The organism is Pectobacterium cacticida, assembly GCF_036885195.1.
In the GTDB taxonomy this organism is placed as follows: domain Bacteria; phylum Pseudomonadota; class Gammaproteobacteria; order Enterobacterales; family Enterobacteriaceae; genus Pectobacterium; species Pectobacterium cacticida.
On the sequence record NZ_CP133656.1, the window covers coordinates 820,088 to 846,701 of the forward strand.

Below are 26,614 nucleotides of genomic sequence, written 5' to 3' on the forward strand. Positions count from 1 at the left end.
CTTAATTACCCGCGACATTGGGCAATGGCGTTAATGCTTTACAATGGTTTGCCGGATCGTTCGCATCAGCGGTATTGCGTAGTAACGACCATTTACCTCTGGAATGAAGTTGGAGTATTTCTTTATGAAATTCGGTAATGGAAGGGCGGTGCCCTACGCTGATATAGGTGGTGCCGGTTTCTGCCAGCAGTTGATAGAGTCCTCGTTCGGTATCAATATCCACGGCGCTAGTCGCTTCATCCAGGAACACAAATTTTGACTTGGCAAGCAGTACTCTGGCGAAGCCAATACGTTGTTGTTCGCCGAGTGATAACACTTTTCCCCAGTCCCGCACGCTGTCAAAATCACCATATTTATCGCATAGGTCGGAAAGATTAACCCTTTCCAGACAACGCTGTAGCACGTCATCCGATACCTGCCGGTTGGTGTTGGGGTAAAGCAATTGCGAGCGTAGATCTGCGAGGATCATGTAAGGGCGCTGAGGCAGGAAGAAACAGTCCTCAATCGCTGGCATAGTAATTTCCCCTCGTCCTCGCTGCCATAATCCCGCCATGGCGCGTAACAGCGAGCTTTTACCGACACCGGTCTGCCCCTGGATTAGCAAATGCTGTCCGGGCGAGATCGTTAACGAGAGGTGTTGCGTTAATGTTTGTTCTCCGCCAGGCGTTTCGAGGCTGACATCGTGCAGCGCAATCGCGGAACCCTGCTGGATTCGTATTGTGTGCTTATGCGGATCGTCCTGTTGAATATCCAACTCATCAAATCGTTCGACGATTTGCGCCAGACGTACCGCGCTCGGAGCCATACTGGCAATGGTGGGGATAAATTGCGAAAGTGTGGTCAGCGCCGTCATCATCTGCGTGGCGGCCGTGGTGGCCATAGCAATCGCCCCGTACTCAATTTTGTGTTCGAAGAACAGCGGCGCGATGAGGAAAAAGGGCGCCAGGTTCCATAATTGCCCCATACCGAAGTTAATCATCGACATTTTTAACTGATAAACAAGAATCGCCATTTTGCTATTCGTGGCGATTTCCAGTCGTCGGTCGATTTGCTGCTTTTCAGTCGCCTCACCACGGTAAAAAGCGACGGTTTCTGCGTTATCTCGCACATGCAGCAAACCGTAACGCAGATCGGCTTCCGCCACCGTGCTGTTAAAATTCAACCTGATCATTGGCGTATACATCGCCAGCGTGATGAGCGTAGAGATAATCGCATAGGCAATCACATACCACATCATCGTCTGGCTGATGGAGGCGATGATAATGCCACCCGTTAATAACCCCATTAACTGGCTAATTATTTGCAGCGGAATACCCGTCATGGTGCTGACAAACGGGTCCACATCGCCTTGAATACGTTGATCCGGATTGTCCAAATCTTCGTGTACGGTAATATTGTAGTAGGTTCGGCGATGCAAATAGCGCGTTACAAGCCATTCGGTTAACCAGCTACGCCAGCGCACGTTCAGCACGTTGCTCAGATAGTACATCACCATTTGAACCACAAAACTGAGGACACTGACGATGGCGATAACCCAAAACAAATTCGTATACTGAGGTCGGTCGCGCGCAACAATCGCGTTGGTCATGTCCGCCGTCAGGTTTGCGGTCCAATAACCGATGGCCGAGAAAGCCGGCGTCATGAGTAATAATATGCACATCAACACCCACCAACGGCGATGCTCCTTTTGTCGCCAGAATGGGTGAGTTAACATCCATATACGGTTAAGTAATAGCCAGGAGATGCGATAATCTTTTTTATTGACCTCTGGGGTTTTACTGTCTTTCATTCCGACCCCATACTTTTTTCACGAGCATAACCATAGCCAGTCAACATTACGTCACCTTCTAAAGATGTCCCAAAACTCTTCCCGTAAGAAAAGCGAATTTGTCTTCGTCTTATTCAAGAACGTGCCAGCAAGGCAAAAACAGTAATGAGAAAAAAGAATATTTATGCTGATAGTGGGCGGGAATACGGGGATAGAATAAGAAGAGGTTTACATTCCAGCGGTGGGGGCATCATATGCCGATGTCGCCTGAACCCAGATAATCGGCCCTAAACGCCTTACCTGAATGGGGAGCACTTTTTCTAACTGATCGAACCAGCCGTCAATGTTAGCGGTATTGATACTGGCGCTCAGACGAAATTTATCTGATAGCGAGGGGCTGAGATAAATCACTTTTCTATCATAGCGTTTCAGGGTTTTTACTATGTCGTGCAACGTACTGTTTTCAAATATCAATAAGCCTTTCTGCCAGGCAAGCTCACTCCTGGCGTCAACGTTGCTAACCGCCAGCGTATTCTTGGCTGAATTAATAACCGCGGATTGATCGGCACCGATCTCTACTGTTTTCTGCGCGTTAGCGGTAATACTGACTTTGCCGTTCTGAGAGGTGATAACGGTATTTTTACCCTCGATTTTTACCGCGAAAGCGGTTCCTAATACCCTGATATAGCCGCTTCCGGCGTTCACGGTAAAAGGAATTTTTTCGTCGTGTTTGACGTCAAAAAACGCTTCCCCGCGCGCTAACATAACGTGTCGATGGAAAGCTGAAACATCTACATTTGCGGCGCTATCGGTATTTAGCCACATCCTACTGCCATCATTGAGAGACACTTCGCGAAATTCCCCCAAACGCGTGGCATAGCTAAAACGCCAATAATTCATCCATTGGTAACATCCCATCAGACTAATCAGCAGCAGGAAGCCTATCGATATTAAACGCCGGGGAGGCAGTGAGGCGAAGCGACGACCGTAGCCAGTAGAAGGATAAGAACGGAGAAGCATTGCGCGTTGATGAGCTTCGAGCGGTTTACCAATCTGAAGCCATAAATTCAGAGCCGAAGTCAATGCGGCTTCATGGCGCGGATTTGAACATCGCCATTGATTAAACTTTTTTAATTCACCCTGGGTAATTTCGCCGGACGTTAACCTGACAAGCCAATAAATGGCTTTTGTTTCCAAAGCATCATCTTCTGATGAGGTATGAAAGTTGTTAGGTGCCACGACGGTGTTCCAATTATGTTTATTGGGGAAAAGAGCCTGAGCGTATTATAGCTTATTCTCCAGACGTCTTAATAACATCCCGGCACTGCAACAACGCGCGTATTGCATATTTTTCGACAAGACTCACAGATATGCCCATTTTTTCAGCAATTTCTTTATGTGTCAGCCCTTCTACGCGACTAAAATACAAGATTTCCCGGCATTTTTCAGGTAATGACGACAGCGAACTATCGAGAAGTGTTATTTTTTCTGCGGCATAGTGATTATCTTCAAGGGAGGGCGCGTAATTTTCAAACAAAGACAGGGCGCCATTTAGTATCTGCGTTCGACGTTTCTCTGTACGCTGATAATCACTTGAGGCGTTTAACGCGACGCGAATGAGGTAATTCCGCGCATCATTATATGCCGGGAACTCATTGGCGATATTTATTACCTTGAAATAAATTTCCTGAGTAATGTCTTGCGCGGCATGTAATGTCCCTGTGCGATAGCTGACAATTTTTAGCAATGTCGAATACATATCGACAAAAACATCAACAATATCAATATTAGTATCTTTGGTTAACATAGCCATGCCCTGTTGAATAACAATAATTTATTTTAATAGTCTCAGCATATTTCCATAATGTCATAAAAAGTAAAACCCCATCAGATATACTTTTTTTGTATATGTATTGAACGTCAGCTGATTTAACTTTTGGATTGTTTAACCATACGATGGGTTATTTCTGATAAAAAAACCGTCCAAAAGGTCTATGAGGAACATAAACCTTCTGGCATTAGCTTTTTAAGTAGGATATTCAGAGGGACTTTGTGCGCCCGGCGTGACTTATGGCGCGGGGAACGTAAAGCGTCGGTGGATCGCCTCCAACTCATCCAGAATTTCGCCATCCAGCGTCAGATGCTGGCTGTCGAGGTTAATTTGCAACTGCTCCAGCGTGGTCGCGCCCAGTAGCGTGCTGGCAACGAACGGCTGCTGACGCACAAACGCCAGGGCCATTTGCGCCGGATTCAAACCGTGCTTTTGCGCCAGCGCCACGTATTCGGCAACCGCCGCCTCAGCCTGCGGGCTGGTATAGCGGGTGAAGCGGCTAAACAGCGTGTTGCGCGCGTTCGCGGGTTTGGCGCCATTCAGGTATTTCCCCGTCAGCGTACCGAATGCCAGTGACGAATAGGCGAGCAGTTCTACACCTTCATGCTGGCTGATCTCCGCCAGACCGACCTCAAAACTGCGATTCAACAGGCTGTAGGGGTTTTGAATCGAAACAATACGCGGCAGATCGTGTTTTTCCGCCAGATGCAGGTAACGCATCACACCCCATGGCGTTTCATTGGAAACCCCAATGTAGCGAATCTTACCGGCACGCACTTGTTCATTCAGCGCTTCCAGCGTCTCAAGCAGCGTGACCGCCGGTTTGTCATCGGTATATTGATAGTTTAGTTTGCCGAAACAGTTAGTCTGGCGCTGCGGCCAATGGAGTTGGTAGAGGTCAATATAATCGGTGTTCAGGCGCTGCAGACTGGCATCCAGTGCGGCACGGATATTTTTCCTGTCCAGCGCCTGCTGCGGACGGATGCTATGATCGTTTCCGCGCACCGGGCCGGAGACCTTGCTCGCCACAATCAATTTTTCGCGACCACCGCGGGACTTCAGCCAGGAACCGATAAACTTCTCGGTTAGCCCCTGAGTTTCCGGGCGAGGAGGAACGGCGTACATTTCTGCTGTGTCTATCAGGTTAACACCTGCGGCAATGGCGTGATCTAACTGGGCATGAGCGTCTGCCTCGCTGTTCTGTTCGCCAAAGGTCATCGTACCAAGACCCAGTACGCTCACTTCTAAAGAACTATGGGGAATACGGTGATATTGCATTGCCAGCTTCCTTATGTCTGAAAATAGCCGATGGTTTTCCTATCATTTCCACATGATTTGCGGCGATTTTAATGCGTCTGGGAAAACACACCTGGTTCGACTATAAACGAAGCTGTAGCGCGTGGGGAAGTCTCTTCTGTTGCCGTTTGCAGATTATTCAGCGGGATGGCGCATCACACCACCGGTAGCAGGGGATGGCGCATGTGCGGCGATCTAGCGCCGCGCGATCTGGGAGATCTGGTCGCCGTTGATCTGTTTCTGATTGCCTTGTTCATCGGTATAACGCAGTAGCCCGGTGTCTTTGTCTAACACGGGTTTGCCCTGTGTCAGGAATATTTCCCCTGTTTTGGTGGCTATGACGTAGTGGCTGGAGCAGCCAGCAAGGGTGAAGAGTAGTGCCAACGTTATCGCCGCTTTTATACCTATTTTCATCGAATTAACTCATCAATAAATGAAAACGCTAACCTGAGTCTAGCAAAGGCGTGCGGTGGTTAACGTAGGAATAATGGGAAAATGTGATTGCGATGAGCGTACGTAGGTAACCGGCCGATCCAGTTACCTATTTCTACGTGAACGCATACGCGACATGGCAATCAAAGCGCTGCTTTCTGCTTTTTACCACGTAAAAGATTCAGCGCCTCGACAGACATTGAGAAGAACATCGCAAAGTAGATGTAGCCTTTTGGTACATGGATATCGACACTTTCCAGAATCAAGGTGAACCCGACAAGGATCAGGAACGATAGCGCCAGCATTTTGACCGAGGGGTGACTTTCAACAAATTCGCCGATGGCGCGTGCAGAAAACATCATCACGCCAACGGCGATAACAACGGCAGCCATCATAATGAATAAGTGATCGGAAAGACCAACCGCGGTGATAACCGAATCCAGGCTAAAGATAATATCCAATAGCATGATCTGAATAATCGCACCGAAGAAAGAGTGTACTTTTGCGGTATGTTCTTCCGAACCGCCTTCGACGGTTTCGTGGATTTCTTTGCTCGATTTCCAGATGAGAAAGAGCCCGCCGAAAAACAGGATCAGATCGCGCAGGGAGATACCATTGTCGAAAACAGTAAACAGTGGGGTCGTCAGGCGCATGACCCAGGCAATAGACGCGAGTAGCCCTAAACGCATCAACATCGCGCCAAGCAACCCCAAGCGGCGCGCTTTGTTTTGCTGTGCTTTTGGGAGTTTAGCGACAACCAGAGACAGGAAAATAATATTATCGATCCCGAGAACGATTTCCAAGATAGTCAACGTTCCTAGTGCCAACCAGGCATTCGGATCAAAAATCCAACTGAACATTATAGCGATTTACCTTAAACAGAGCATAAACGGTAGTATACCCCGCGACTCCGACATGTGTACAACGACGTGAGGCTCTGATTAAGCATCCTTGAAGTGGGAATCCCCGTCCTTCAGGGCGGGGAGCCGTCAAGCTAACGGCGTTCCGTTGTCCGTCGGCATAAAGTGGCGGGCGAGAAGCGGCCCGGTAAAGGTTTTTTTCAGATAGAATCCGCGCGGTAATGTCAGGATAGGTTGGCCCCATTCGCCAATGGCTTCCGTCAAGGCCCGACTATTTGCCGCCTTAGGGCGTAGCTGTAACACTTCGCCATGCCGGGCGGTAATGCTTTCAACCCGACCTAACACAATCAGATCCATTAACTCTTCCCAATCGCGGCGGAGTTGCTCCTCTTCTTCTTCACTAGGGCTCCAGATAAGCGGCGTGCCAATACGGCGTTCTCCCAGGGGGATGTAGCGTGAGCCCTCCACCGGAATCCACAACACTCTGGCGAGCTTATGTCGAACGTGGCTACTTTCCCACGTAACGCCGCTGTTGCCGGTTAACGGTGCGACACAGACAAAGGTGGTCTCCAGCGGCCTGCCTTGTTCATCGATCGGAATGGTTTTTAGTTCAACACCGATGTCTGGAAAATCCTGTTCAGGTTTACTCCCTGCGCTCGCGCCCAGAAATCGCTCCAGCAATATGCCAATCCAGCCTTTATCCCGTTTTAGGTCGGCGGGAAGAGGCAGGCGCGCGATGTCCGCTAACTCCGCAAGCGAATACCCCGCAAGCGCTTGTGCGCGTTCCAATAAGGCCTGTTCATGCGGCGGAGCTGTTGTGTGAATTCTGGGTAAATTCATAGCTTCTGATTCGATGTTTACCTGGTTAAAAAAAACGCAATAGATAAAACATGTTCATGCACGGTCGATAATTCAGTGCAGAAAAAAATAATAGCATGATTCGTAGCGTTTTTTTTGCGTGTGATAGCAATGATGACGTTGCGCCTGGCAAACTGTGCACGTATAGCCACCGATAATAAACAGGATCTTACACTAGGTTATCCACAGATTTATTGGATAACCCACATAATCATGAATTACTGGTTCAATTTACAGCCTTGACTCCTATGATTTTTGCTGTTTTAGCCTATTTATTGGCTGACTTTACGGCATTGCCTGTGGATAAAATCGACATAGTGCGATCTTTCGCCAATAAGATTATCATGCCATTCCGGTGTTAATTAATGTATGGGCTGAGTCAAGATTAAGTGATTTAAATTCAATGAGTAAGTGAGGTTTTCTTGCTGGTTTTGGCCGTTTTGTCTTTTGGCGAAAGAAGAGTTTTACTCACTTCTTCATGGGTTCTGCACAACGATGTCCACAGAAAAAGTGAATAAACCGCGGTCTGCACACTAACCATGTTTATAACTTTGATCTTATCTGTGGGTTATCGTAGTTTTATTCGTATCACATGCATTCTAAGCAGTGGTTTACCGCCTGTCGGGAGTGTGAAACAATCAACCTATCTATTGCATTAATGTTTATCGAGGTAGTCCGGTGATCGATGATGATGGCTACCGCCCCAACGTGGGTATTGTAATTTGTAATCGGCAGGGGCAAGTCATGTGGGCCCGGCGCTATGGTCAGCACTCCTGGCAGTTTCCGCAAGGGGGAATTAACCCCGGCGAAAGTGCTGAGCAGGCGATGTACCGCGAACTGTTTGAGGAAGTCGGGTTAAGAAAAAAGGATGTGCGTGTATTGGCATTTACCCGTAACTGGTTACGCTACAAATTACCAAAGCGTTTGGTGCGTTGGGATACAAAACCGGTCTGTATCGGCCAAAAGCAGAAGTGGTTTTTGCTACAGTTAATGTGCAATGAATCGGATATCAATATGCAGAGCAGTAGCACGCCGGAATTCGATGGCTGGCGTTGGGTCAGTTACTGGTATCCGGTACGCCAGGTCGTTTCTTTCAAGCGTGATGTGTATCGCCGCGTGATGAAAGAATTTATCAGCCCGGTGATATTGCTCCAGGAGAGTGTTGCGACGCGGGGGACTCCCCCATCCGGTTCTCGACGAAAAAGAGGGTAGTTTAGACTTATTATGCTCACGCGCCTGCGAGAAATTGTCGAAAATGTTGCGGCAACGTCCCGCCTTAGTGATGCGCTGGACATTCTGGTCAATGAAACCTGTCAGGCGATGAACACGGAGGTTTGTTCCCTCTATCTGGCCGATCACGATCGCCAATGCTATTACCTGATGGCGACGCGCGGGTTGAAAAAGCCGCGCGGGCGCACGGTAACACTTGCGTTTGGGCAGGGGATCGTTGGGCTGGTTGGGCAACGCGCAGAGCCGATTAATCTTGCCGATGCGCAGTCTCATCCCCGTTTCAAATATATTCCCGCCGTGAAAGAGCAGCATTTTCGTGCTTTTCTTGGTGTTCCTATCATCCACCGCCGACACCTACTCGGCGTGCTGGTGGTTCAGCAGCGTGAACACCGTCAGTTTGATAAAAATGAAGAATCGTTCATGGTGACGCTGGCCATGCAAATGGCCGCTATTTTTTCCCTTTCGCAGATAAAAACGCTGTTTGGCCAATATCGTCAGACCTGCATCAAGGCGCTGGCTGCGGCGCCTGGCGTCGCGATTGCCCCAGGCTGGCAGGATTGTACCCAGCCTTCTCTGGAACAGGTTTTCCCCGCGTCGAGTCTGAACCGCGAGCGCGAACGCTCTCGTCTAACGCAGGCGTTGGAAGACGCGACGGCGGAATTCCGTCGCCTTAGCAAGCGCTTTAACGCGAGCGCACAGAAAGAAAGCGCTGCGATTTTTGATTTGTATTCGCATTTACTCAATGATGCGCGGCTTAAACGCGAACTCTTTCAGGAAGTGGATGCGGGCAATGTTGCCGAGTGGGCCGTAAAACAGGTGATTGAACGATTTGCCGCGCGGTTTGCCCATTTACAGGATACGTATTTACGTGAACGCGCAGGCGATTTACGCGCATTAGGGCAACGACTGTTGTTTCACCTGGACGATAACGCGCAAATCATGGGGCAGTGGCCGGAGCGTTTCATCCTCGTGGCGGACGAATTAACGGTAACACTGCTAGCGGAACTTCCATCGGAACGGTTGGCTGGCGTAGTTGTGTACGATGGCGCCGCCAATTCGCATGCGGCGATTCTTGTGCGTGCACTGGGGATTCCCACGCTGGTGGGGGCGGATATCCAGCCCGATCTGCTGCACCAGCGCCTGCTTATTATTGACGGTTATCGTGGCGAGTTGCTGGTCGATCCTGAGCCGGCGCTGTTACAGGAGTATCAGCATCTGCTGGCGGAAGAAAATGCGCTGACGCGTCTGGCTGAAGATGACATGGATCGGCCTGCCGAGCTGAAAAGCGGCGAGCGCATTCAGATTATGTTGAATGCGGGTTTAAACGCCGAACATGAAAATCGTTTTATTAGCCAGGTTGATGGCGTGGGGTTGTATCGCACGGAAGTGCTTTTTATGTTGCAAAGCGGGTTTCCGTCCGAGGATGAGCAAATGGCGCAATACCAACGCATGTTGCAGCTTTATCCTGCTCGTCCAGTGACGTTGCGCACGCTGGATATCGGTGCGGATAAACCATTGCCTTATTTACCGATCAGCGAAGAAAACCCGAGCCTCGGTTGGCGCGGTATTCGTATTACGCTCGATCAGCCTGAAATTTTTTTGATTCAAGTGCGCGCTATGCTGCGTGCAAATGTCGATATCGGCAATCTTAATATTTTGCTGCCGATGATCAGTAGCTTGGATGAAATTAGCGAGGCACGGCGGTTGATTAAGCAGGCCGTGGGAGAAGTTGAGGAGTTGCTGGGAGGCCCACAGCCAAAACCACGCATTGGGATCATGCTCGAAGTTCCGTCAATGCTGTTTCTGATCCCTCAATTGGCGTCGTGTATCGATTTTATTTCGGTCGGTACCAACGATTTGACGCAATACCTGCTAGCGGTCGATCGTAACAATGCGCATGTCGCCTCACTCTATGATGGTCTGCACCCTTCCGTATTACAGGCGTTAAACATGATAGCCACCGAATGTAAGCGGTATCATATTCCGCTTTCCGTATGTGGTGAAATGGCGGGTGAAGCGCCTGGCGCACTGCTGTTGATTGGCATGGGCTATCGTTCTTTCAGCATGAATGGGCGCAGCATCGCGCGCATTAAATATCTGCTACGCAAAATCACGCTGGACGAGTCTCAGACGTTAGTACAGCGGTTACTGAGTGCAGAAAGCGCCACCGTTGTTCGCCAGCAGGTCGCGATGTTCATGGAGGCGCGTGGATTAGGCGGTCTGGTTCGAGGTGGGCGATGATGGAAATCACGCTAGGGTGGGTTCCTGCCAGCGAGTGTCAGTACGTATTATCGAGTAGTAGTACGTATTAATGTTTTACAGAACTTTTCCCCTCTGCGAACAACGACTGTCGGTACGTATGCTATGATTCGCCACCGCGGTTCGCAGGAACGAGATCGTTCTCCTGCCTTTTGCCTATTAATGACGATCCCGGAAACCGGGGTAACACAATAAAATATGTGGTGAATGATGACGACAAGCTATCTGGCGTTTCCTCAGTTTGACCCCGTAATTTTCTCAATTGGCCCGCTGGCGCTTCACTGGTATGGGCTCATGTATCTGGTCGGCTTTGTGTTTGCCATGTGGCTGGCGGTACGTCGGGCGAATAAACCGGGCAGCGGCTGGAGCAGAGACGAAGTTGAAAATCTACTGTATATGGGATTTTTGGGGGTTTTCGTCGGTGGGCGTCTGGGCTATGTTCTGTTTTATGCATTTCCATCATTTCTTGAAAATCCACTCTACCTTTTCAAAGTTTGGGACGGCGGCATGTCGTTTCACGGCGGCTTAATCGGCGTCATCTGCGTTATGCTGTGGTTCGCGCATCGAACCCAGCGTCATTTTTTCCAGGTCGCTGATTTTATTGCTCCTTTAATCCCTTTTGGCCTTGGCGCCGGCCGACTGGGGAATTTTATCAACGGCGAACTGTGGGGACGCGTAACGACGGACACGCCATGGGCGATGCTGTTTCCTGGTTCTCGTGGTGAAGATATCGTGTTAGCCGCGGCTAATCCGCAGTGGCAGGCCATCTTCAATCAGTACGGCATGTTGCCGCGCCACCCTTCCCAGTTATACCAAATGATGCTGGAAGGGGTAGCGTTGTTTATTATTCTCAATCTTTTTATTCGCCGCTCCCGGCCCATGGGCAGCGTATCCGGGTTATTTCTGATCGGTTATGGCATATTCCGTATTATTTCCGAATTCTTCCGCCAGCCGGATGCTCAACTGGGCCTCTTTGGCGGCCTGTTTAGCATGGGACAAATACTGTCCTTGCCGATGGTCATTGCCGGTATTCTGATGATGGTTTGGGCTTATCGCCGTCGGCCTGAGCAGCAATAAGTGCTGTCATTTTTCAATTTTTGTGGTGAGGTAGTATGAAACAGTATCTGGAATTGATGGAAAAAGTGCTTGCGGAAGGCACGCCGAAAGCCGACCGTACCGGCACGGGGACACGCTCAATTTTTGGTCATCAGATGCGTTTCAACTTGCAGGATGGATTTCCGTTGGTGACGACTAAAAAATGCCATCTACGCTCGATTATTCATGAACTGCTCTGGTTCCTGAAGGGTGAGACCAACATTGCTTATCTGCATGAAAATAAAGTCAGTATTTGGGACGAATGGGCGGATGATCGCGGCGATTTGGGGCCGATTTATGGTAAACAATGGCGAGCGTGGGGAACGGCGGACGGGCGCCAGATCGATCAGCTGAAGCAGGTGTTGGCCCAGTTGAAGCAGGATCCAGATTCTCGCCGTATTATCGTATCTGCGTGGAATGTCGGCGAATTAGATAAAATGGCCCTGGCGCCGTGCCACGCGTTTTTCCAGTTTTATGTGGCGGGCGGTAAGCTCTCTTGCCAGCTTTATCAGCGCTCGTGCGACATTTTCCTCGGCCTTCCGTTCAACATCGCCAGTTACGCGCTGCTGGTACATATGGTGGCGCAGCAGTGTGATCTGGACGTTGGCGATTTCGTCTGGACTGGCGGGGACACGCACCTGTACAACAATCACCTGGAGCAGGCGCATTTACAGTTAAGTCGCGAACCGCGCGCATTGCCAAAGCTGGTGATTAAGCGTCGCCCGGACACGCTGTTCGACTATCGCTTTGAGGACTTTGAAATAGAAGGATACGATCCGCATCCTGCTATCAAAGCGCCTGTCGCCATCTAAAGTCACTTTCTTTTAATGGGCCGCACTCCGCGGCCTTTTTTATGTCGTTTCTCCCGCCGCCACGCACAGGCTTTATGCCGTTACATCGTTGAACTAAAACATTGCGCACCGCCGCGCATAGCGCTGACAACACGCTGTTTTGGCTACCAGAAATCATTATTCTGACATGATGAAAATGGAAAAACGGCAACGGCAGGGGTTTACTTTGCTGGAATTATTAGTGGTGCTGACGATTGTGGCGCTGATGGCGGGCAGCGGCGTGCATGGCTGGATTCAATATCAGCAGGCAATTCGTTTAGAGCAAAATGCGCAGCAACTGTTGGATTTTTTGCAACGGGTTCAGGCGAATGCCTACTGGCATAACGCAACCCGAACGGTGAAGCTCATTCCACAGGGGGAACAATGGTGCATGGTGGCTGTTCAGAATGACAAACAGCAACAGGAAGCATGCCGAGAGGCGCGGTCGGATCAGTTTGTCCGTCGCACGCAGGATGTCGTGCTGACCGCGTTTACTAGCCCTGTTTTTACTTTCTTTGGCTTGCGTAACGCGGCGCAGGCCGGGCATATCTCGTTATCAAATAGGGCGGGACAACTGCGACTGGTCATCTCAGTGAGGGGGCGTATGCGCCTATGCAGCGAATCGCGCGTTGTTCTGGCGATTCCACTATGTTGAAACAGCATCGCATAGAGCAGACCGCGTCAGGTTACATGAGTCTGAGACGGCTTAAGAGGAAACGTAACCTCTGTGGTTTCACACTGCCGGAAACCCTGTTAGCGCTGAGTTTAGGTAGCCTGATCGTGCTGTCAGCCGCGCAGTTGTACCCTCTACTACGCAGTCAAAGCCAGGATAGCGCGCAGGGTTTCCGATTGACGCAGTTATTCAGTCAGGTAGCGATGGGGATTGAGAAAGATATCCGTCGAGCGGGGTTTTGCGCGGGAACGTGTCGGGGAAAGGCGATCAGTATCGGGAATTATCCGGGCGAGGCTGGAAACAGTTGTCTGAATGTCTCTTACGATCTGAATCGGAATGGCGCATGGGATGGTGGCGATCAGCAGGATGCCGAGTCCTTTGGCTATCGCCTGCGCAACCGTGCATTGGAAATTCAGAGCGGGGCGCATAACTGCCAAGGGGATCGATGGGAAAAGCTGTTCGATCCGCAGGAGGTGATGCTTACTGCGTTCCGTTTACAGCGTCTTACTACGCAAAATGAGATGGCGCTATATGAATTACAATTGGCGGGATACTGGGCGAGGCGCCCTGCGGTAAAACAGCATATCGTCCGCCTGATACTAGGGCGAAACCAATGAAAAAAGGCCGGCAACGGGGAAGTGGAACACTGGCTATGGTGCTGCTAATCGCGATTATTGGCCTGCTATTAATGTCGGGGCTACAGCGCCAGCTTGATACGGCTATTCTGGTGGGAAATGATGAGCGACATTATCTACGTGCTTTCAATCAGGCGTTGTCTTCATTGAATTGGGGAAGAGGTCAACGCTGGAACGTATTAACTGAACATTGGCAGTGTCGGCAACGAGTAGTGGAACAACTTGTGGTGTGCCTGCGTGCTGCGTCAGTGGGAGATCAAGGCCTGTTACGAGGTGAAGGAACTTACCCAGCTTCTAAGCGGCCATTACAGTTATACCAGCGAGTGTCATTTTTAGCGCTGTCTTCGGGGCAGATTGCGCTTCACCCCCTACGTAATGGCTGGCTGGATTTTTGTCCTGATAAGGATGTGACGCGCTGTGATGGAACTGAATAACGATGAAACTAAATAGTGATGAAGCCGAGAATAGCATAGAGGGCCATGGGCGGATAAAGCGGCAATCGGGGTTCAGCCTGGTTGAGACATTGGTGGCGGCACTGTTGTTTGCTGTGTCGCTGATGGGGTTACTGCACTATCACCAGATCTTGCGGCAATCATTTCAGCATCAGTTGCAGCAACGTCAGGCCTGGCGGTTTGCGCTACAACAGTTAGAGGCCTTTGAGGCGGGCGTACCGTACCATCCTCCCTATCTTGAAGATACCGCGTCTCTTGCGAGTAAAAACTGGCAGTTTAGTCTGTTGGCACCGGTATCAAACGGCGAATGCCGCCAGGTAACGGCAAGCGTCATGACGCCACGCCGCTATCAGGCTACACTGAGTCGTTGGTTTTGCCGGTCGCCTGTTTAGTCGATGTCCTTGGGTAAACCACATGCATAATCAATCTTACGCCACGGCGAGCAGGAGACAGAATGTTTAGAATCTATCACTCCAATCAATTGGATATCCTGAAACAATTGATGGTTGAACTGATAAAACGTCAGCCGCTGGCGGATCCTTTTCAACCGGAAGTGATCCTTGTACAAAGCCCAGGAATGGCGCAGTGGTTGCAAATTGAGTTGGCTGGGCACTTTGGTATTGCTGCCAACATTCAATTCCCATTACCCGGTGTTTTTTTGTGGAATATGTGTCGCCATGTGCTGCCGGATATTCCACAAGAAAGCGCCTTCAGCAAGGATGCGATGACGTGGAAATTGATGCACTTGCTGCCCAATTTACTGGTGCAGCCAGAATTTGCCGCACTACATCACTATTTGCAGGATGATGACAACCAGCGCAAGCTGCATCAACTGGCCGCACGCGTAGCGGATCTGTTCGATCAATATCTGATTTATCGCCCCGAATGGATCGCGGCATGGCAAGAGGGTAAACAGGTTGATGACCTCGGTGGGAACCAGCAATGGCAATCTGCGCTGTGGCGTGCGCTGGTAGATTACACGCGCGAATTAGCGCAGCCTGAATGGCACCATGCAATCCTGTATCAACGTTTCATAAAAGCGTTAGCGCAGTTGGATGCGTGCCCGAACGGTTTCCCGCCCCGTATTTTTATCTGCGGTATCTCGGCCTTGCCCCCCATCTATTTACAGGCGTTGGCGGCAACGTCACGGCATATTGAGGTGCACCTACTCTTTACTAATCCCTGCCGTCATTACTGGAGCGACATTCAGGATTATAAATTTCTGGCAAAATTAAAAGCCCGCAGTCGGCGCTTACATCGTTTTGATCGTGAGCCGAGCGATGAGACGCGTTCGCTATTTCGCGATCCCTCACAGGCGGAAACGCTGTTTAACGGCGAGGGTAAACAGTTACTCAATAATCCGTTACTGGCATCGTGGGGAAAGCTGGGTCGCGATAACCTGTATTTACTGGCTGAGTTAGAAAATGTGCAGGAAATTGATGCCTTTGTCGAATTGGATGGTGAGACGCTACTGCAAACTTTGCAGCGTGATATCCTTGAGCTTGAAGATCACGCGATAGTGGCCGTTAGCAATGAAACACAGCAGGTCAGTACGCAAAAACGGGTGTTGGCGTGCGACGATCGTTCTGTTGATTTTCACGCTTGCCATAGCCCGCAACGTGAAGTCGAAGTGCTCCACGATCGGCTGTTGGCCATGATGGCAGACGATCCTGAACTGATGCCGCGCGACATTATTGTGATGATGGCAGACATTGATAGCTACACGCCGTTTATTCAGGCGGTGTTTGGTAATGCGCCGGATAACCGTTATCTGCCTTTTGCCCTCTCCGACCAGCGCGCTCGACATGCACACCCCGCCTTACAGGCTTTCATCAGCCTGTTAGATTTGCCCTCCAGCCGTTTTACTGCGGAACAAATTCTGGCATTGCTAGAAGTGCCCGCATTGGCCGCGCGTTTCGGTATTCAGGAGGAAGGGCTACGGCGTTTGCGCTTGTGGGTGGTGGAATCTGGCGTGCGCTGGGGCCTGGATGACGATAATGTACGCGATTTGAAGTTACCGCCAACAGGGCAACATACATGGCGCTTTGGTCTAACGCGTATGCTACTGGGTTATGCAATGGACAGTCAGGCAGGCGACTGGCAGGGGGTGCTGCCCTATGATGAATCCCGTGGGTTGATTGCGGAGTTGGCTGGCCAACTCGCCGAACTGTTGATGCAGATCCATGACTGGCGACAGCGCCTGTCTCAGCCACGCGAGCTGGTCGATTGGCTACCGTTATGTCGGGAGTTGATCGATGCTTTCTTTGCTGCCGATAGCGAAACCGAAGCGGCGCTGGCATTGGTCGAGAAACAGTGGCAGCACGTGATTAGCATGGGAACGCTGGCGCAATATCCGCAACGGGTGCCAATTACATTGTTACGTGATGAGCTGTCAAGACGTCTCGATCAGGAGCGTCTTACCCAGCGCTTTCTGGCGGGGGCGATCAACTTCTGTACACTGATGCCCATGCGTTCCATTCCATTCAAGGTCGTCTGTTTGCTGGGTATGAACGATGGTGTCTATCCTCGCACATTGCCACCGCTAGGGTTCGATCTCATGGGGCGGAAAATCAAGCGTGGCGATCGTAGTCGGCGCGATGATGACCGCTATTTATTTCTTGAAGCACTTCTGTCCGCGCAGCATAAACTCTATATCAGCTATATTGGGCGCTCGATTCAGGATAATACGCGCCGCTACCCTTCCGTATTGGTCAGTGAACTCATGGAATATATTGCGCAAAGTTATGTGTTGCCGGGGGATGAAGCGCTGGATATCGACCGTAGCGCGGAGCGTGTCTTGCAGCACCTCTGCCGTGAACACAGTCGAATGCCGTTTGATGCGGACAACTTTCAACCTACGCCACAGCCATTGAGTTTCGCCGCAGAATGGCTGGCGGCGGCATGCCGGCGGGGGGAAACACAGCCTGATTTCGATCGTCAGGCTTTACCTGAGAGGGAGAGCGATAGGGATATCAGCCTGGACGATTTAACGCGTTTTTATCGTCATCCCGTGCGCGCCTTTTTCCAACTACGGTTGGGGGTGAGTTTCATGCTGCACAGCGATGAACTGCTGGATGAAGAACCTTTTGTGGTGGATGGTCTTAATCGCTATCAATGGAATAGCGAATTACTTAATACCCTGATTAGTGAAGGCGATACCGAACGGTTATATCGCCGGGCCAGAGCCGCGGGTGCGCTGCCTTATGGCGCATTCGGCGAAATTTACTGGCAGGAGCAACAGCAAGAGATGGCGCAGTTGGCTGCGCGCGTACGTGATGCGTTTACGCCCTCGCTATCAGTGAATCGAGAAGTGGATATACGCCTTGACGGTGTGCGCGTCAGCGGTTGGCTAAATCAGGTGCAGCCGGAGGGTTTGCTGCGCTGGCGTCCGGGCACGCTTTCTATGAAGGATGGCATTACGCTGTGGTTGGAACATCTGGCCTACTGTGCGACCGGGGGCAAGGGGGAAAGTCGTCTTTATGGGCGCGAGAATACGACGTGGCGCTTTGCTGCTCTATCTGAAACGCAGGCTCGTGAGCACCTGATCCTCATGTTGGATGGATATCGTCAGGGAATGATGAAGCCATTATTACTGCTTAATAAAGCGGGGAGCGCCTGGCTGGCTGAGTGCTACGATCGCGACAGCGATAGCCTACGGTTAGATCAGGAGACGCAAAATAAAGCGCGGATGCGTCTGCTGCAAGCCTGGCAGGGCAATATGGTAATGCGGGGCGAAGGTGAGGATTATTACCTGCAACGTATTGTTCGAGAGTTAGATGAAAAACGAATGAATGAAGTGATTGAAGCGGCGCAGACCTGGTTACTGCCAGCGTTCCGCTCTAATTTGTCGTGATGATGTTGTGGTTGCCGCTATAGGCGCGATTTCTAGGTGCGGGAAGATCATGCACTGTAACGTGGAAAGTGAGGGAGATGAGGTTGGATAATTGCATGCGTAAACAGTGGATCTGGATGACTGGGTGGTTAGTGTTATTCACATTCTGGCTTCCGGCAAGCTGGGCTGAAACTGGCTGGCAGCCGCTAGCTCAGACCATCCGAAAAAGTGAAAAAGATCCGCGACATTACCAGGCGATCAAACTGGATAACGGCATGGTCGTGTTGTTGGTTTCCGATCCGCAGGCGTCTAAATCACTGGCATCACTGGCGTTGCCTATTGGCTCATTGGACGATCCCAATAGTCAGTTGGGGTTAGCGCATTATCTCGAACACATGGTGCTGATGGGGTCCAAGCGTTACCCCGAGCCGGAAGCGTTATCCGAGTTTTTGAAAAAGCATGGCGGTAGCTACAACGCCAGTACGGCATCTTACCGCACGGCATTTTATCTGGAAGTGGAAAACGGAGCGCTGCGGCCCGCGGTGGATCGTCTGGCTGATGCGATAGCAGAGCCCCTTCTCGATCCGGTGAACGCCGATCGTGAGCGTCATGCCGTGAATGCGGAATTGACGATGGCGCGTTCGCGCGACGGTCACCGCATGGCGCAAGTTGGGGCAGAGACGCTGAATCCGCTGCACCCAAGCGCACGTTTTTCGGGAGGTAACCTTGAAACGCTGAGCGATAAACCCGGCAGTAAATTACATGATGAACTGGTGAAGTTTTACCAGAAATACTACTCAGCTAATCTGATGAAAGGCGTGATTTACAGTAATCAACCGCTGTCTGAATTGGCGACGATAGCGGTGGATACCTTTGGTCGTATTGCTAATCGTCATGCCAGCGTTCCGGTCATTACCGTTCCGGTCACGACGGAGAAGCAGCGCGGCGTGATGCTTCACTATGTTCCCGCGCAGCCAAAGAAACAGCTCCGGATCGAGTTTCGCGTTAGCAATATTAGTCAGGCATTTCGCAGTAAGACGGATACTTACATTAGTTATCTGATCGGTAATCGTAGCCAGAATACGCTCTCTGACTGGCTGCAAAAGGAAGGGCTGGTTGAGTCTATCGGTGCAGGGTCGTCGCCGATGCTCGATCGTAACGGCGGCCTGTTCGCTATTTCAGTCTCGCTAACGGATAAAGGGCTGGCTCAGCGTGACGAGGTCATCGCCGCCATATTTCGTTACCTGCAACAAATCCGTACCGAGGGAATTCAGCCACGTTATTTTGATGAGATGGCGCATGTTCTCGATCTGGATTTCCGTTATCCGTCCATTAGCCGGGATATGGATTACATAGAATGGCTGGTGGATACTATGCTACGGGTACCAATCGAACATACCCTTGATGCGCAATATATTGCGGATCGCTACGATCCGCAGGCTATTGCTGCGCGTCTGGAAGAGATGGCGCCGCAGAATGCGCGTATCTGGATTATTAGTCCGAATGAACCCCATAACAAAGTCGCCTATTTTGTCGATGCACCCTATGAGATGGACAAAATCCCATCAGAAACCTTCGCTAAATGGCAACGGTTAGGGCAAAAAATCGCGCTGTCACTACCCACGATAAACCCTTATATCCCGAATGATTTTTCTCTGATCGATGTGGATAAGACAATAGTGAAGCCGTCGCTCCTGCTAAATCAGCCAGGGCTGCGTGTGTTGTATATGCCCAGCCGCTATTTTTCCGATGAGCCAAAAGCGGAAATCACGTTATATCTGCGCAATCAGGAGGCGCGCAGCACCGCCCGCCATCAGGTATTGTTTGCGTTAAACGATTATCTGGCAGGTCTGGCGTTAGATGAACTCAGCTACCAGGCTTCGATTGGGGGGATCGGTTTTTCCACCCGCAGTAATGATGGCCTGGTAATTAGCTCCAACGGCTACACTCAGCATCTACCACAACTGTTGGTGACGCTGGCAGATGGCTATGCCTCCTTTAATCCAACCGAAGCACAATTGGAGCAGGCAAAATCCTGGTATTTACAGCAGTTGGATGCGGTAGAAAAGTCAAAAGCGTTTGAACAGGCGTTGCAGCCAATTCAGGCATTATCACAACTACCTTATTTCGAACGCAGCGAACGCCGTAATCTGCTAAAGGATATTCGCTTACAAGATGTCGTTAACTACCGTAACGACTTATTGCACAAAGCGACGCCGGAAATGTTAGTCGTAGGTAACCTATCGCCAGAGCGCGTTATCGAGTTAGCCAATACGCTGAAAGCGCATCTGAAAGCGGAGGGGGAAAATCTGTCACGTAGTGACGATGTCAAAGTGAGTAAAGCGCAGCTTGCTAACCTACAGCGTCCAGGTAGTAGCTCAGATTCTGCTTTAGCGGCGGTATATGTGCCGGCAGGCTACTCGGAAATACAAAGCATGGCGTACAGCTCGGTATTGGGGCAAATCATTCAGCCCTGGTTCTACAGCCAGTTAAGAACGGAGGAGCAGCTCGGCTATGCTGTGTTCGCCTTCCCATTCTCTATTGGCCGGCAGATGGGCATCGGCTTCCTGCTGCAAAGCAATAGTAAACAGCCTGCGTATCTTTATCAGCGTTATGAAGATTTTTATCAAAAAGCACAAAAGCGGCTGCGTGAAATGCGCGAAGAGGAATTTGCGCAGTACAAACAAGGTGTGATTAATGAATTGCGCCAGCGTCCGCAAACACTGGGTGAAGAGGCTGGCCGCTTCCGCAAGGATTTGGATCGGGAAAACTTTGCCTTTGACTCGCGTGAAAAATTGATCGCGCAAATTAAACCGCTGACGGTAACGCAACTGGCCGATTTCTTTCAACAGGCGCTAAAGCCAGAAGGATTAGCGGTTCTGTCGCAAATTTCTGGCAGTCATCATGGCAAGGCGGATTATGCTGCGCCTAAAGGATGGCATACCTACGCGGATGCGTCCTCGTTGCAGAAGACGCTACCGCATGAGAACCCCCCCGCCATGATTCCAGCGCCAACAGCGTCGGGCATCGCTGAGAAGGTTGCTGTGGAATGACAAATGTTGCGCCGCAATCGTTAGACGTTATGTCGTTGCCGCTTTACGGGGAGCGACTAATTGAGGCGTCGGCCGGAACCGGGAAAACGTATACGCTTGCGGTACTTTACTTGCGTCTGCTGCTGGGGCTTGGTCAACAAGCGGCGTATCCACGCCCGTTACTGGTCGAGGAAATTCTCGTTGTCACTTTTACGGAAGCCGCGACGGAGGAATTACGAGAGCGTATCCGTGCCAGAATCCACGCATTGCGCATTGCCTGCCTGCGCACCAGCGCGCCGGGTAATATGGCGCAGACGTATAAGGATGCATCTCTTCGACCATTGTTGGCGGAAATCGCGGATCTTAGCGAGGCGGCCGATATCTTGCTGGCAGCTGAACGGCAAATGGATGAGGCGGCGATCTACACGATCCATGGTTTTTGCCAACGAATGCTTAGTACGAATGCGTTTGAGTCCGGTGTCCTGTTTGAACATGTGCTGATAGAAGATGAGCAGCCGCTGCGGCGTCAGGCCTGTGCTGATTTCTGGCGTCGTTATTGCTACCCGCTACCGGTCGCTATTGCTCGAATTATCGGTCTGGAGTGGAAAGGGCCGGAAGATCTGCTGGCCGACTTAGCGCCTTATCTGCACGGCGAAGCGCCCGCATTGCGCCTGATGCCAGAGGAGGGCGAGACGTTGCAGCGTCGGCATGAGAAGATCGTCGCGACGATCGATGCCTATAAACAACATTGGCTGGCGTCAGCGGCGGGTTTGGAAGCGCTGATTCGTGATTCTGGCGTTGATAAACGCAGCTATAGCAGCAAACATCTTCCCAACTGGCTACAGAAAGTCACTCAGTGGGCGGCGCAGCCAACACGGGATTATCAACTGCCGAAAGAGTTGGAGAGGTTTGCCCAGCACACGTTAATCGAGAAGACCAAGAAGGGCGAGCCGCCCGTCCATGCCCTGTTTGAGGAAACGCAGCGGTTGCTGGAAACCACGCTATCTCTGCGTGACTTGGTCATTGTGCGTGCGCTATCGGCGATCCGAACGTCGGTAAATGAGGAAAAGCGGCAGCGTGCAGAGTTGGGTTTTGACGATCTGCTGGGCCGTTTGGATGCGGCGTTACAGCAACCGGAGGGGGATCGGCTTGCCAGCGCTATCCGCGAACGCTATCCGGTGGCGATGATCGATGAGTTCCAGGATACCGATCCTCAACAATATCGGATTTTCAGAACGTTATACGTCGGGCAGCCTCAGTGTGGCCTGCTATTGATCGGCGATCCTAAGCAGGCAATTTATGCTTTTCGCGGTGCGGACATTTTTACTTACATGCATGCTCGAGGGGAAGTCCACGCGCATTATACTTTGGCGACGAACTGGCGATCGTCGCACCAGATGGTTCATGGCGTTAATCGTCTGTTTGAACGTCTCGACAATCCTTTTATTTTTCAAGATATCCCCTTCCAGTCGGTTAAGCCTGCCGAGGCTAAACGCGGTTTGCGGTTTGAGATAGCAGGCAAGCTTCAGCCTGCTCTGCAATACTGGCTGACGGGCCAGGAACCTATTGGTATTGGCGATTATCAACAACAGATGGCGCGCCAATGTGCCGCGCAGATCCGTGACTGGCTGTCCGCCAGCCAGCGTAATGAAGCCTGGTTGATCAGTGATGATTCGCGGCGTTTGGTTCAGGCGTCCGATATGAGCGTGCTGGTGCGTAGCCGACGCGAAGCCTCATTGATTCGTGATGCTCTTAAACGTTTGTCCATTCCTTCAGTATACCTGTCTAACCGAGACAGCGTCTTTGGTACGCCAGAAGCCAGTGATATTTTATGGGTGTTACAGGCGGTGCTGGCACCAGAACAGGAACGTACATTACGCAGTGCGATGGCGACGTCCTTGATGGGGATGGATGCCGTGCAGGTTGATGCATTGGGGCAAAGTGAAAGGGCATGGGACGCGCTGGTGGATGAATTTGCAGGATATCGTGCGTTGTGGCGTCAGCGCGGCGTGCTACCCATGCTGCGTGCGCTAATGAGCCAACATCGGCTGGCCGAGAATCTACTCGCGAGTGCCGACGGGGAGCGTCGTCTGACCGATATTCTGCATATTGGCGAATTGTTGCAGGATGCGTCGTCAATGCTCGATAGTGAACACGCGCTGGTGCGCTGGTTATCGCAACAGATTGCCCAGCCAAATCCGCAAGCCGAGAATCAACAACTACGTTTGGAAAGCGATCGCCATCTGGTTCAGATCGTGACGATCCATAAATCGAAAGGGCTGGAATATCCGCTGGTATGGCTGCCTTTCATCAGTAATTATCGCGTGCAGGAGCAGGGGGTCTATCACGATCGCGCCAGCTATCAGGCTATGCTGGATCTGCAAAATAGTGAAGAAACGCAAAAACTGGCGGAAGAGGAGCGGTTGGCAGAAGATTTACGCCTGCTATATGTCGCTCTGACGCGATCTATTTATCATTGTAGTGTTGGCGTCGCGCCCATCCAGCGATCGCGCAAGAAAGACGGCAGCAGCGATATGCATCTGAGCGCGTTAGGCTATTTACTGCAACGGGGTAAAGAAGCTGAGGCTGCCACACTCGTCAGCGAGTTGGAAAGCATGGTGGGCGACGGCGTCGAATTGACGCCACTATCGCTAATTGACGAACGGCGTTGGCAACCGGATAGACCTGACTCGACAACGCTTTTGGCTCGCCATATTACGCGTCGGTTGAGTGATGATTGGCGGGTCACCAGCTATTCTGGGCTGCAACAGCACGGTTCAGCCAGTGTGCAGGAGTTGGTGCCGCGACTGGATATTGAAGCGATAAGCGAACGTCAGCGTGAGGCGGAAGGCCATCTGACCCCGCATACCTTTCCACGCGGTGCGAGTCCCGGGACGTTTCTGCATAGTCTGTTTGAAACGCTGGATTTTACCCAGCCCGTAGAAGAAGGATGGCTGATCGATCAGTTGCAATTACACGGGTTTGACGTTCGCTGGAGCCCGGTCTTGAAGGCATGGATGGACTCGCTGTTGAACACGCCGCTTGATGATCACGGGATTACGCTATCGTCACTGGAAAATAGGGATAAGCAGGCTGAATTACAGTTCTATATTCCCATTGAAGCACGGATACAGGCGGCACAGTTGGATCGATTAGCAAAGCGTTATGACGCGTTGTCTGCACTGTGCCCACCGCTTTCTTTTCAGCAGGTGAAAGGTATGTTGAAAGGGTTTATCGATCTGGTCTTTCGTTGGGAAGGGCGCTACTACCTACTCGATTACAAATCCAATTGGCTTGGCCCAGATGCCAGCGCGTATACCCAAGCGTCAATGAGCCAATCGATGGCTGAACACCGTTACGATCTGCAATATCAGCTTTACACGTTGGCATTGCATCGTTATCTCGGCCATCGGATTGCGGACTACCACTATGAGCGCCATTTTGGCGGAGTGTTTTATGTGTTTTTACGCGGCGTTGAGGCGGCTCATCCTGGTAATGGCATCTATGCGCTTCGCCCCGCAGCTGAATTTGTTACTGAGCTTGATGCGCTTTTCAACGGTGAGCCATTAAAAGACGATGGCGGCAAGGGTATAGGAATGGATGATGTTGATTCAGGGCTACCCGCATGATCGCGTTGCTTGAAACGGCGCTAGCGCGGCGCTTGTTACGACCACTGGATATTCAGTTTGCCAGAATGCTGGCGGATGAGACGCAGCCCGCGTTACTGCTGGCCGCGGCCTGCCTGAGCGCACATTCAGGAGCGGGGCATGTTTGTTTACCGCTGGCGAATTTGCAGGCGCAGACCCTGTTTGATGGTCGCGAGCCCGACCTGGCGCAAGACCTACTCACACAGGCGGGGGTAAACACGGTTTGTGCATGGCAGCAGTGTTTGCAGTCCTTTGATGCCGTCAGCGACGGGAGTACATCAACGCCGCTGGTGTTGCAAGAAGAACGGCTGTATTTACAGCGTAACTGGCAGAGTGAAGGTCGCGTGGCGCAGTTTATCGCCGGCGAGCGTGAGATGCCCGCCTTTGACGAGTCCGCGATCCGGGCGGTTCTTGACCGTCTGTTTCCTAAAACAGACGACGAGGTTGACTGGCAAAAGGTGGCGGCGGCCGTTGCCCTGACCCGCCGTATTGCGGTTATTTCCGGTGGCCCGGGGACAGGGAAGACGACGACGGTTGCCAAACTTCTGGCGGCGCTAATTGAGCTAAATACCGGACCGGCGTTACGGATTCAATTAGCCGCGCCTACCGGAAAAGCCGCCGCGCGCCTGACGGAATCCTTGGGGGCGGCATTACAGCGTCTGGTGGTCGATCAACGGCAGCGAGAAGCATTCCCACAGGAAGCGACAACACTCCATCGTCTTTTGGGCGCGGTGGCAGATAGCCAGCGGCTGCGTTACCATCAGAATAATCCGTTACATGTGGATGTACTCATTGTGGACGAGGCATCGATGGTCGATCTACCGATGATGGCGAATGTAATAGCCGCGCTCCCGGCACAGGCCCGCCTTATTTTTCTCGGCGATCGCGATCAGTTGGCGTCCGTCGAAGCGGGGGCTGTATTAGGTGATATCTGTCGCTTCGCCGAAGCGGGTTATAGCCAGGGGCGGGCGCAACAACTTCATCGATTAACGGGATGTCAGCTTGTCGGCGGTGGAGCTAAAGAACAAACGACGGTCAGCGACAGTATCTGCCTGCTACGTCGTAGCTATCGGTTCGATCCGCATTCCGGTATTGGGCAACTCGCGCTCGCCGTGAATCGTGGTGATGATGTGCGTGTCCGTGCGGTACTCAATGGCGAATTTGCCGACATTATCTGTCGTCCGATTGACGAGGTAGAGGCATATCAGGGAATGCTGGCGCAGTGTGTCGCCGGGTATCGAGAGTACTTGCAGCTTATTGCGGCAGGCGCGCGACCGGATGCCGTGCTTTCCGCTTTCTTGCGTTATCGGCAACTGTGTGCGTTGCGTGAAGGGCCGTTTGGCGTCGCCGGTCTGAATCAGCGTATTGAGCAGGCCTTACATCAGGCCGGGTTGATTCAGCGTAGTCGTAACCCGTTGAATCGCTGGTATCCTGGTCGACCGGTCATGATTGAGCGTAACGATGTCGCATTAGGGTTATTTAATGGCGATATTGGTATCGCGATGGTGGGGGAACGCGAGCAACTGCGCGTGTTTTTCCCTTTGCCGAATGGTGAAATGAAAGACGTCACGCCAAGCCGTCTGCCGCCGCATGAAACAGCTTATGCGATGACGGTGCATAAATCGCAGGGGTCGGAGTTCGATCATACGGCGTTGGTGCTGCCGAACCATGTCTTACCAGTGTTGACGCGTGAGTTAGTGTATACCGCGATCACGCGTGCGCGGCAGCGCTTGTCCATTTATACCGACATCGGCATTCTGTGTCGGGCAGTGCAGACGCCAACGCAGCGCTATAGCGGCCTGAAAGAGAGAATTAGCGCACTGATGGAGCCTTCTTAAGCGGCTCCCCACTGACGCAAAAGGGTGGCCGATGTTACGTCGACCA

General features: G+C 51.5%; 19 protein-coding genes. 12 read left to right on the top strand and 7 right to left on the bottom strand.

All coding sequences use genetic code 11. From position 1 onward, the window contains the following. Position 1: 1 nt before the first annotated feature. The 7 genes from RFN81_RS03900 to mutH all read right to left on the bottom strand — a co-directional run bounded on the left by RFN81_RS03900 (position 2) and on the right by mutH (position 7,027). Positions 2 to 1,789, bottom strand: coding sequence for an ABC transporter ATP-binding protein/permease (locus tag RFN81_RS03900; RefSeq protein ID WP_264497872.1), 1,788 nt, complete (start codon positions 1,787 to 1,789; stop codon positions 2 to 4). 207 nt (positions 1,790 to 1,996) lie between these two features. Further along, positions 1,997 to 3,007 (bottom strand): FecR family protein, encoded by a 1,011-nt coding sequence (locus tag RFN81_RS03905; RefSeq protein WP_264497873.1) that lies wholly within the window; start codon positions 3,005 to 3,007, stop codon positions 1,997 to 1,999. A gap of 52 nt (positions 3,008 to 3,059) precedes the next feature. Continuing rightward, on the bottom strand, positions 3,060 to 3,575 hold the full coding sequence (locus tag RFN81_RS03910; protein WP_264497874.1) for an RNA polymerase sigma factor: 516 nt from the start codon (positions 3,573 to 3,575) through the stop codon (positions 3,060 to 3,062). Between the two features lie 261 nt (positions 3,576 to 3,836). After that, entirely contained in the window at positions 3,837 to 4,877 is a 1,041-nt protein-coding gene (locus tag RFN81_RS03915) for an NADP(H)-dependent aldo-keto reductase (protein WP_264497875.1), read from the bottom strand. Positions 4,878 to 5,090: 213 nt separating this feature from the next. Continuing rightward, positions 5,091 to 5,309, bottom strand: a complete 219-nt coding sequence (locus RFN81_RS03920; RefSeq protein ID WP_264497876.1) for a YgdI/YgdR family lipoprotein — start codon at positions 5,307 to 5,309, stop codon at positions 5,091 to 5,093. Between the two features lie 161 nt (positions 5,310 to 5,470). After that, positions 5,471 to 6,187 (bottom strand): TerC family protein, encoded by a 717-nt coding sequence (locus tag RFN81_RS03925; RefSeq protein ID WP_264497877.1) that lies wholly within the window; start codon positions 6,185 to 6,187, stop codon positions 5,471 to 5,473. Positions 6,188 to 6,316: 129 nt separating this feature from the next. After that, a complete protein-coding gene (mutH, locus tag RFN81_RS03930) occupies positions 6,317 to 7,027 on the bottom strand; it encodes a DNA mismatch repair endonuclease MutH (protein WP_264497878.1) in 711 nt (236 codons plus the stop codon). Positions 7,028 to 7,723: 696 nt separating this feature from the next. Here mutH and rppH point away from each other — a divergent pair. The 12 genes from rppH to recD all read left to right on the top strand — a co-directional run bounded on the left by rppH (position 7,724) and on the right by recD (position 26,568). Beyond that, a complete protein-coding gene (gene rppH, locus RFN81_RS03935) occupies positions 7,724 to 8,257 on the top strand; it encodes an RNA pyrophosphohydrolase (protein WP_264497879.1) in 534 nt (177 codons plus the stop codon). A gap of 12 nt (positions 8,258 to 8,269) precedes the next feature. Continuing rightward, positions 8,270 to 10,516, top strand: a complete 2,247-nt coding sequence (gene ptsP / locus RFN81_RS03940; protein WP_264497880.1) for a phosphoenolpyruvate--protein phosphotransferase — start codon at positions 8,270 to 8,272, stop codon at positions 10,514 to 10,516. Positions 10,517 to 10,744: 228 nt separating this feature from the next. Further along, positions 10,745 to 11,611 (top strand): prolipoprotein diacylglyceryl transferase, encoded by an 867-nt coding sequence (gene lgt / locus RFN81_RS03945; protein WP_264498864.1) that lies wholly within the window; start codon positions 10,745 to 10,747, stop codon positions 11,609 to 11,611. Between the two features lie 35 nt (positions 11,612 to 11,646). Next, on the top strand, positions 11,647 to 12,441 hold the full coding sequence (thyA, locus tag RFN81_RS03950) for a thymidylate synthase (RefSeq protein ID WP_264497881.1): 795 nt from the start codon (positions 11,647 to 11,649) through the stop codon (positions 12,439 to 12,441). A 169-nt stretch (positions 12,442 to 12,610) separates the two neighbouring features. Then, the gene (locus tag RFN81_RS03955) at positions 12,611 to 13,114 is read left to right on the top strand and encodes a prepilin peptidase-dependent protein (protein ID WP_264498865.1); all 504 of its coding nucleotides are present in this window, start codon (positions 12,611 to 12,613) and stop codon (positions 13,112 to 13,114) included. Further along, positions 13,108 to 13,749 carry a prepilin peptidase-dependent protein gene (locus RFN81_RS03960; RefSeq protein WP_378929060.1) on the top strand — a complete coding sequence of 214 codons (642 nt, stop codon included), beginning with the start codon at positions 13,108 to 13,110 and terminating at the stop codon, positions 13,747 to 13,749. The genes RFN81_RS03955 and RFN81_RS03960 overlap by 7 nt, the downstream gene beginning before the upstream one ends. Then, positions 13,746 to 14,201, top strand: a complete 456-nt coding sequence (locus RFN81_RS03965) for a YgdB family protein (RefSeq protein ID WP_264497882.1) — start codon at positions 13,746 to 13,748, stop codon at positions 14,199 to 14,201. The genes RFN81_RS03960 and RFN81_RS03965 overlap by 4 nt, the downstream gene beginning before the upstream one ends. A gap of 2 nt (positions 14,202 to 14,203) precedes the next feature. Next, positions 14,204 to 14,611 (top strand): prepilin-type N-terminal cleavage/methylation domain-containing protein, encoded by a 408-nt coding sequence (locus RFN81_RS03970; protein WP_264497883.1) that lies wholly within the window; start codon positions 14,204 to 14,206, stop codon positions 14,609 to 14,611. Positions 14,612 to 14,673: 62 nt separating this feature from the next. Next, positions 14,674 to 18,072: an exodeoxyribonuclease V subunit gamma gene (gene recC / locus RFN81_RS03975; protein ID WP_264497884.1), complete on the top strand. Its 3,399-nt coding sequence runs from the start codon at positions 14,674 to 14,676 to the stop codon at positions 18,070 to 18,072. A 95-nt stretch (positions 18,073 to 18,167) separates the two neighbouring features. Continuing rightward, complete coding sequence (gene ptrA / locus RFN81_RS03980) at positions 18,168 to 21,104, top strand: pitrilysin (protein ID WP_264497885.1); 2,937 nt, start codon at positions 18,168 to 18,170, stop codon at positions 21,102 to 21,104. Continuing rightward, on the top strand, positions 21,101 to 24,712 hold the full coding sequence (gene recB / locus RFN81_RS03985; RefSeq protein WP_264497886.1) for an exodeoxyribonuclease V subunit beta: 3,612 nt from the start codon (positions 21,101 to 21,103) through the stop codon (positions 24,710 to 24,712). Before ptrA ends, recB begins: the two co-directional genes overlap by 4 nt. After that, complete coding sequence (recD, locus tag RFN81_RS03990) at positions 24,709 to 26,568, top strand: exodeoxyribonuclease V subunit alpha (protein ID WP_264497887.1); 1,860 nt, start codon at positions 24,709 to 24,711, stop codon at positions 26,566 to 26,568. The genes recB and recD overlap by 4 nt, the downstream gene beginning before the upstream one ends. Positions 26,569 to 26,614 lie beyond the last annotated feature (46 nt).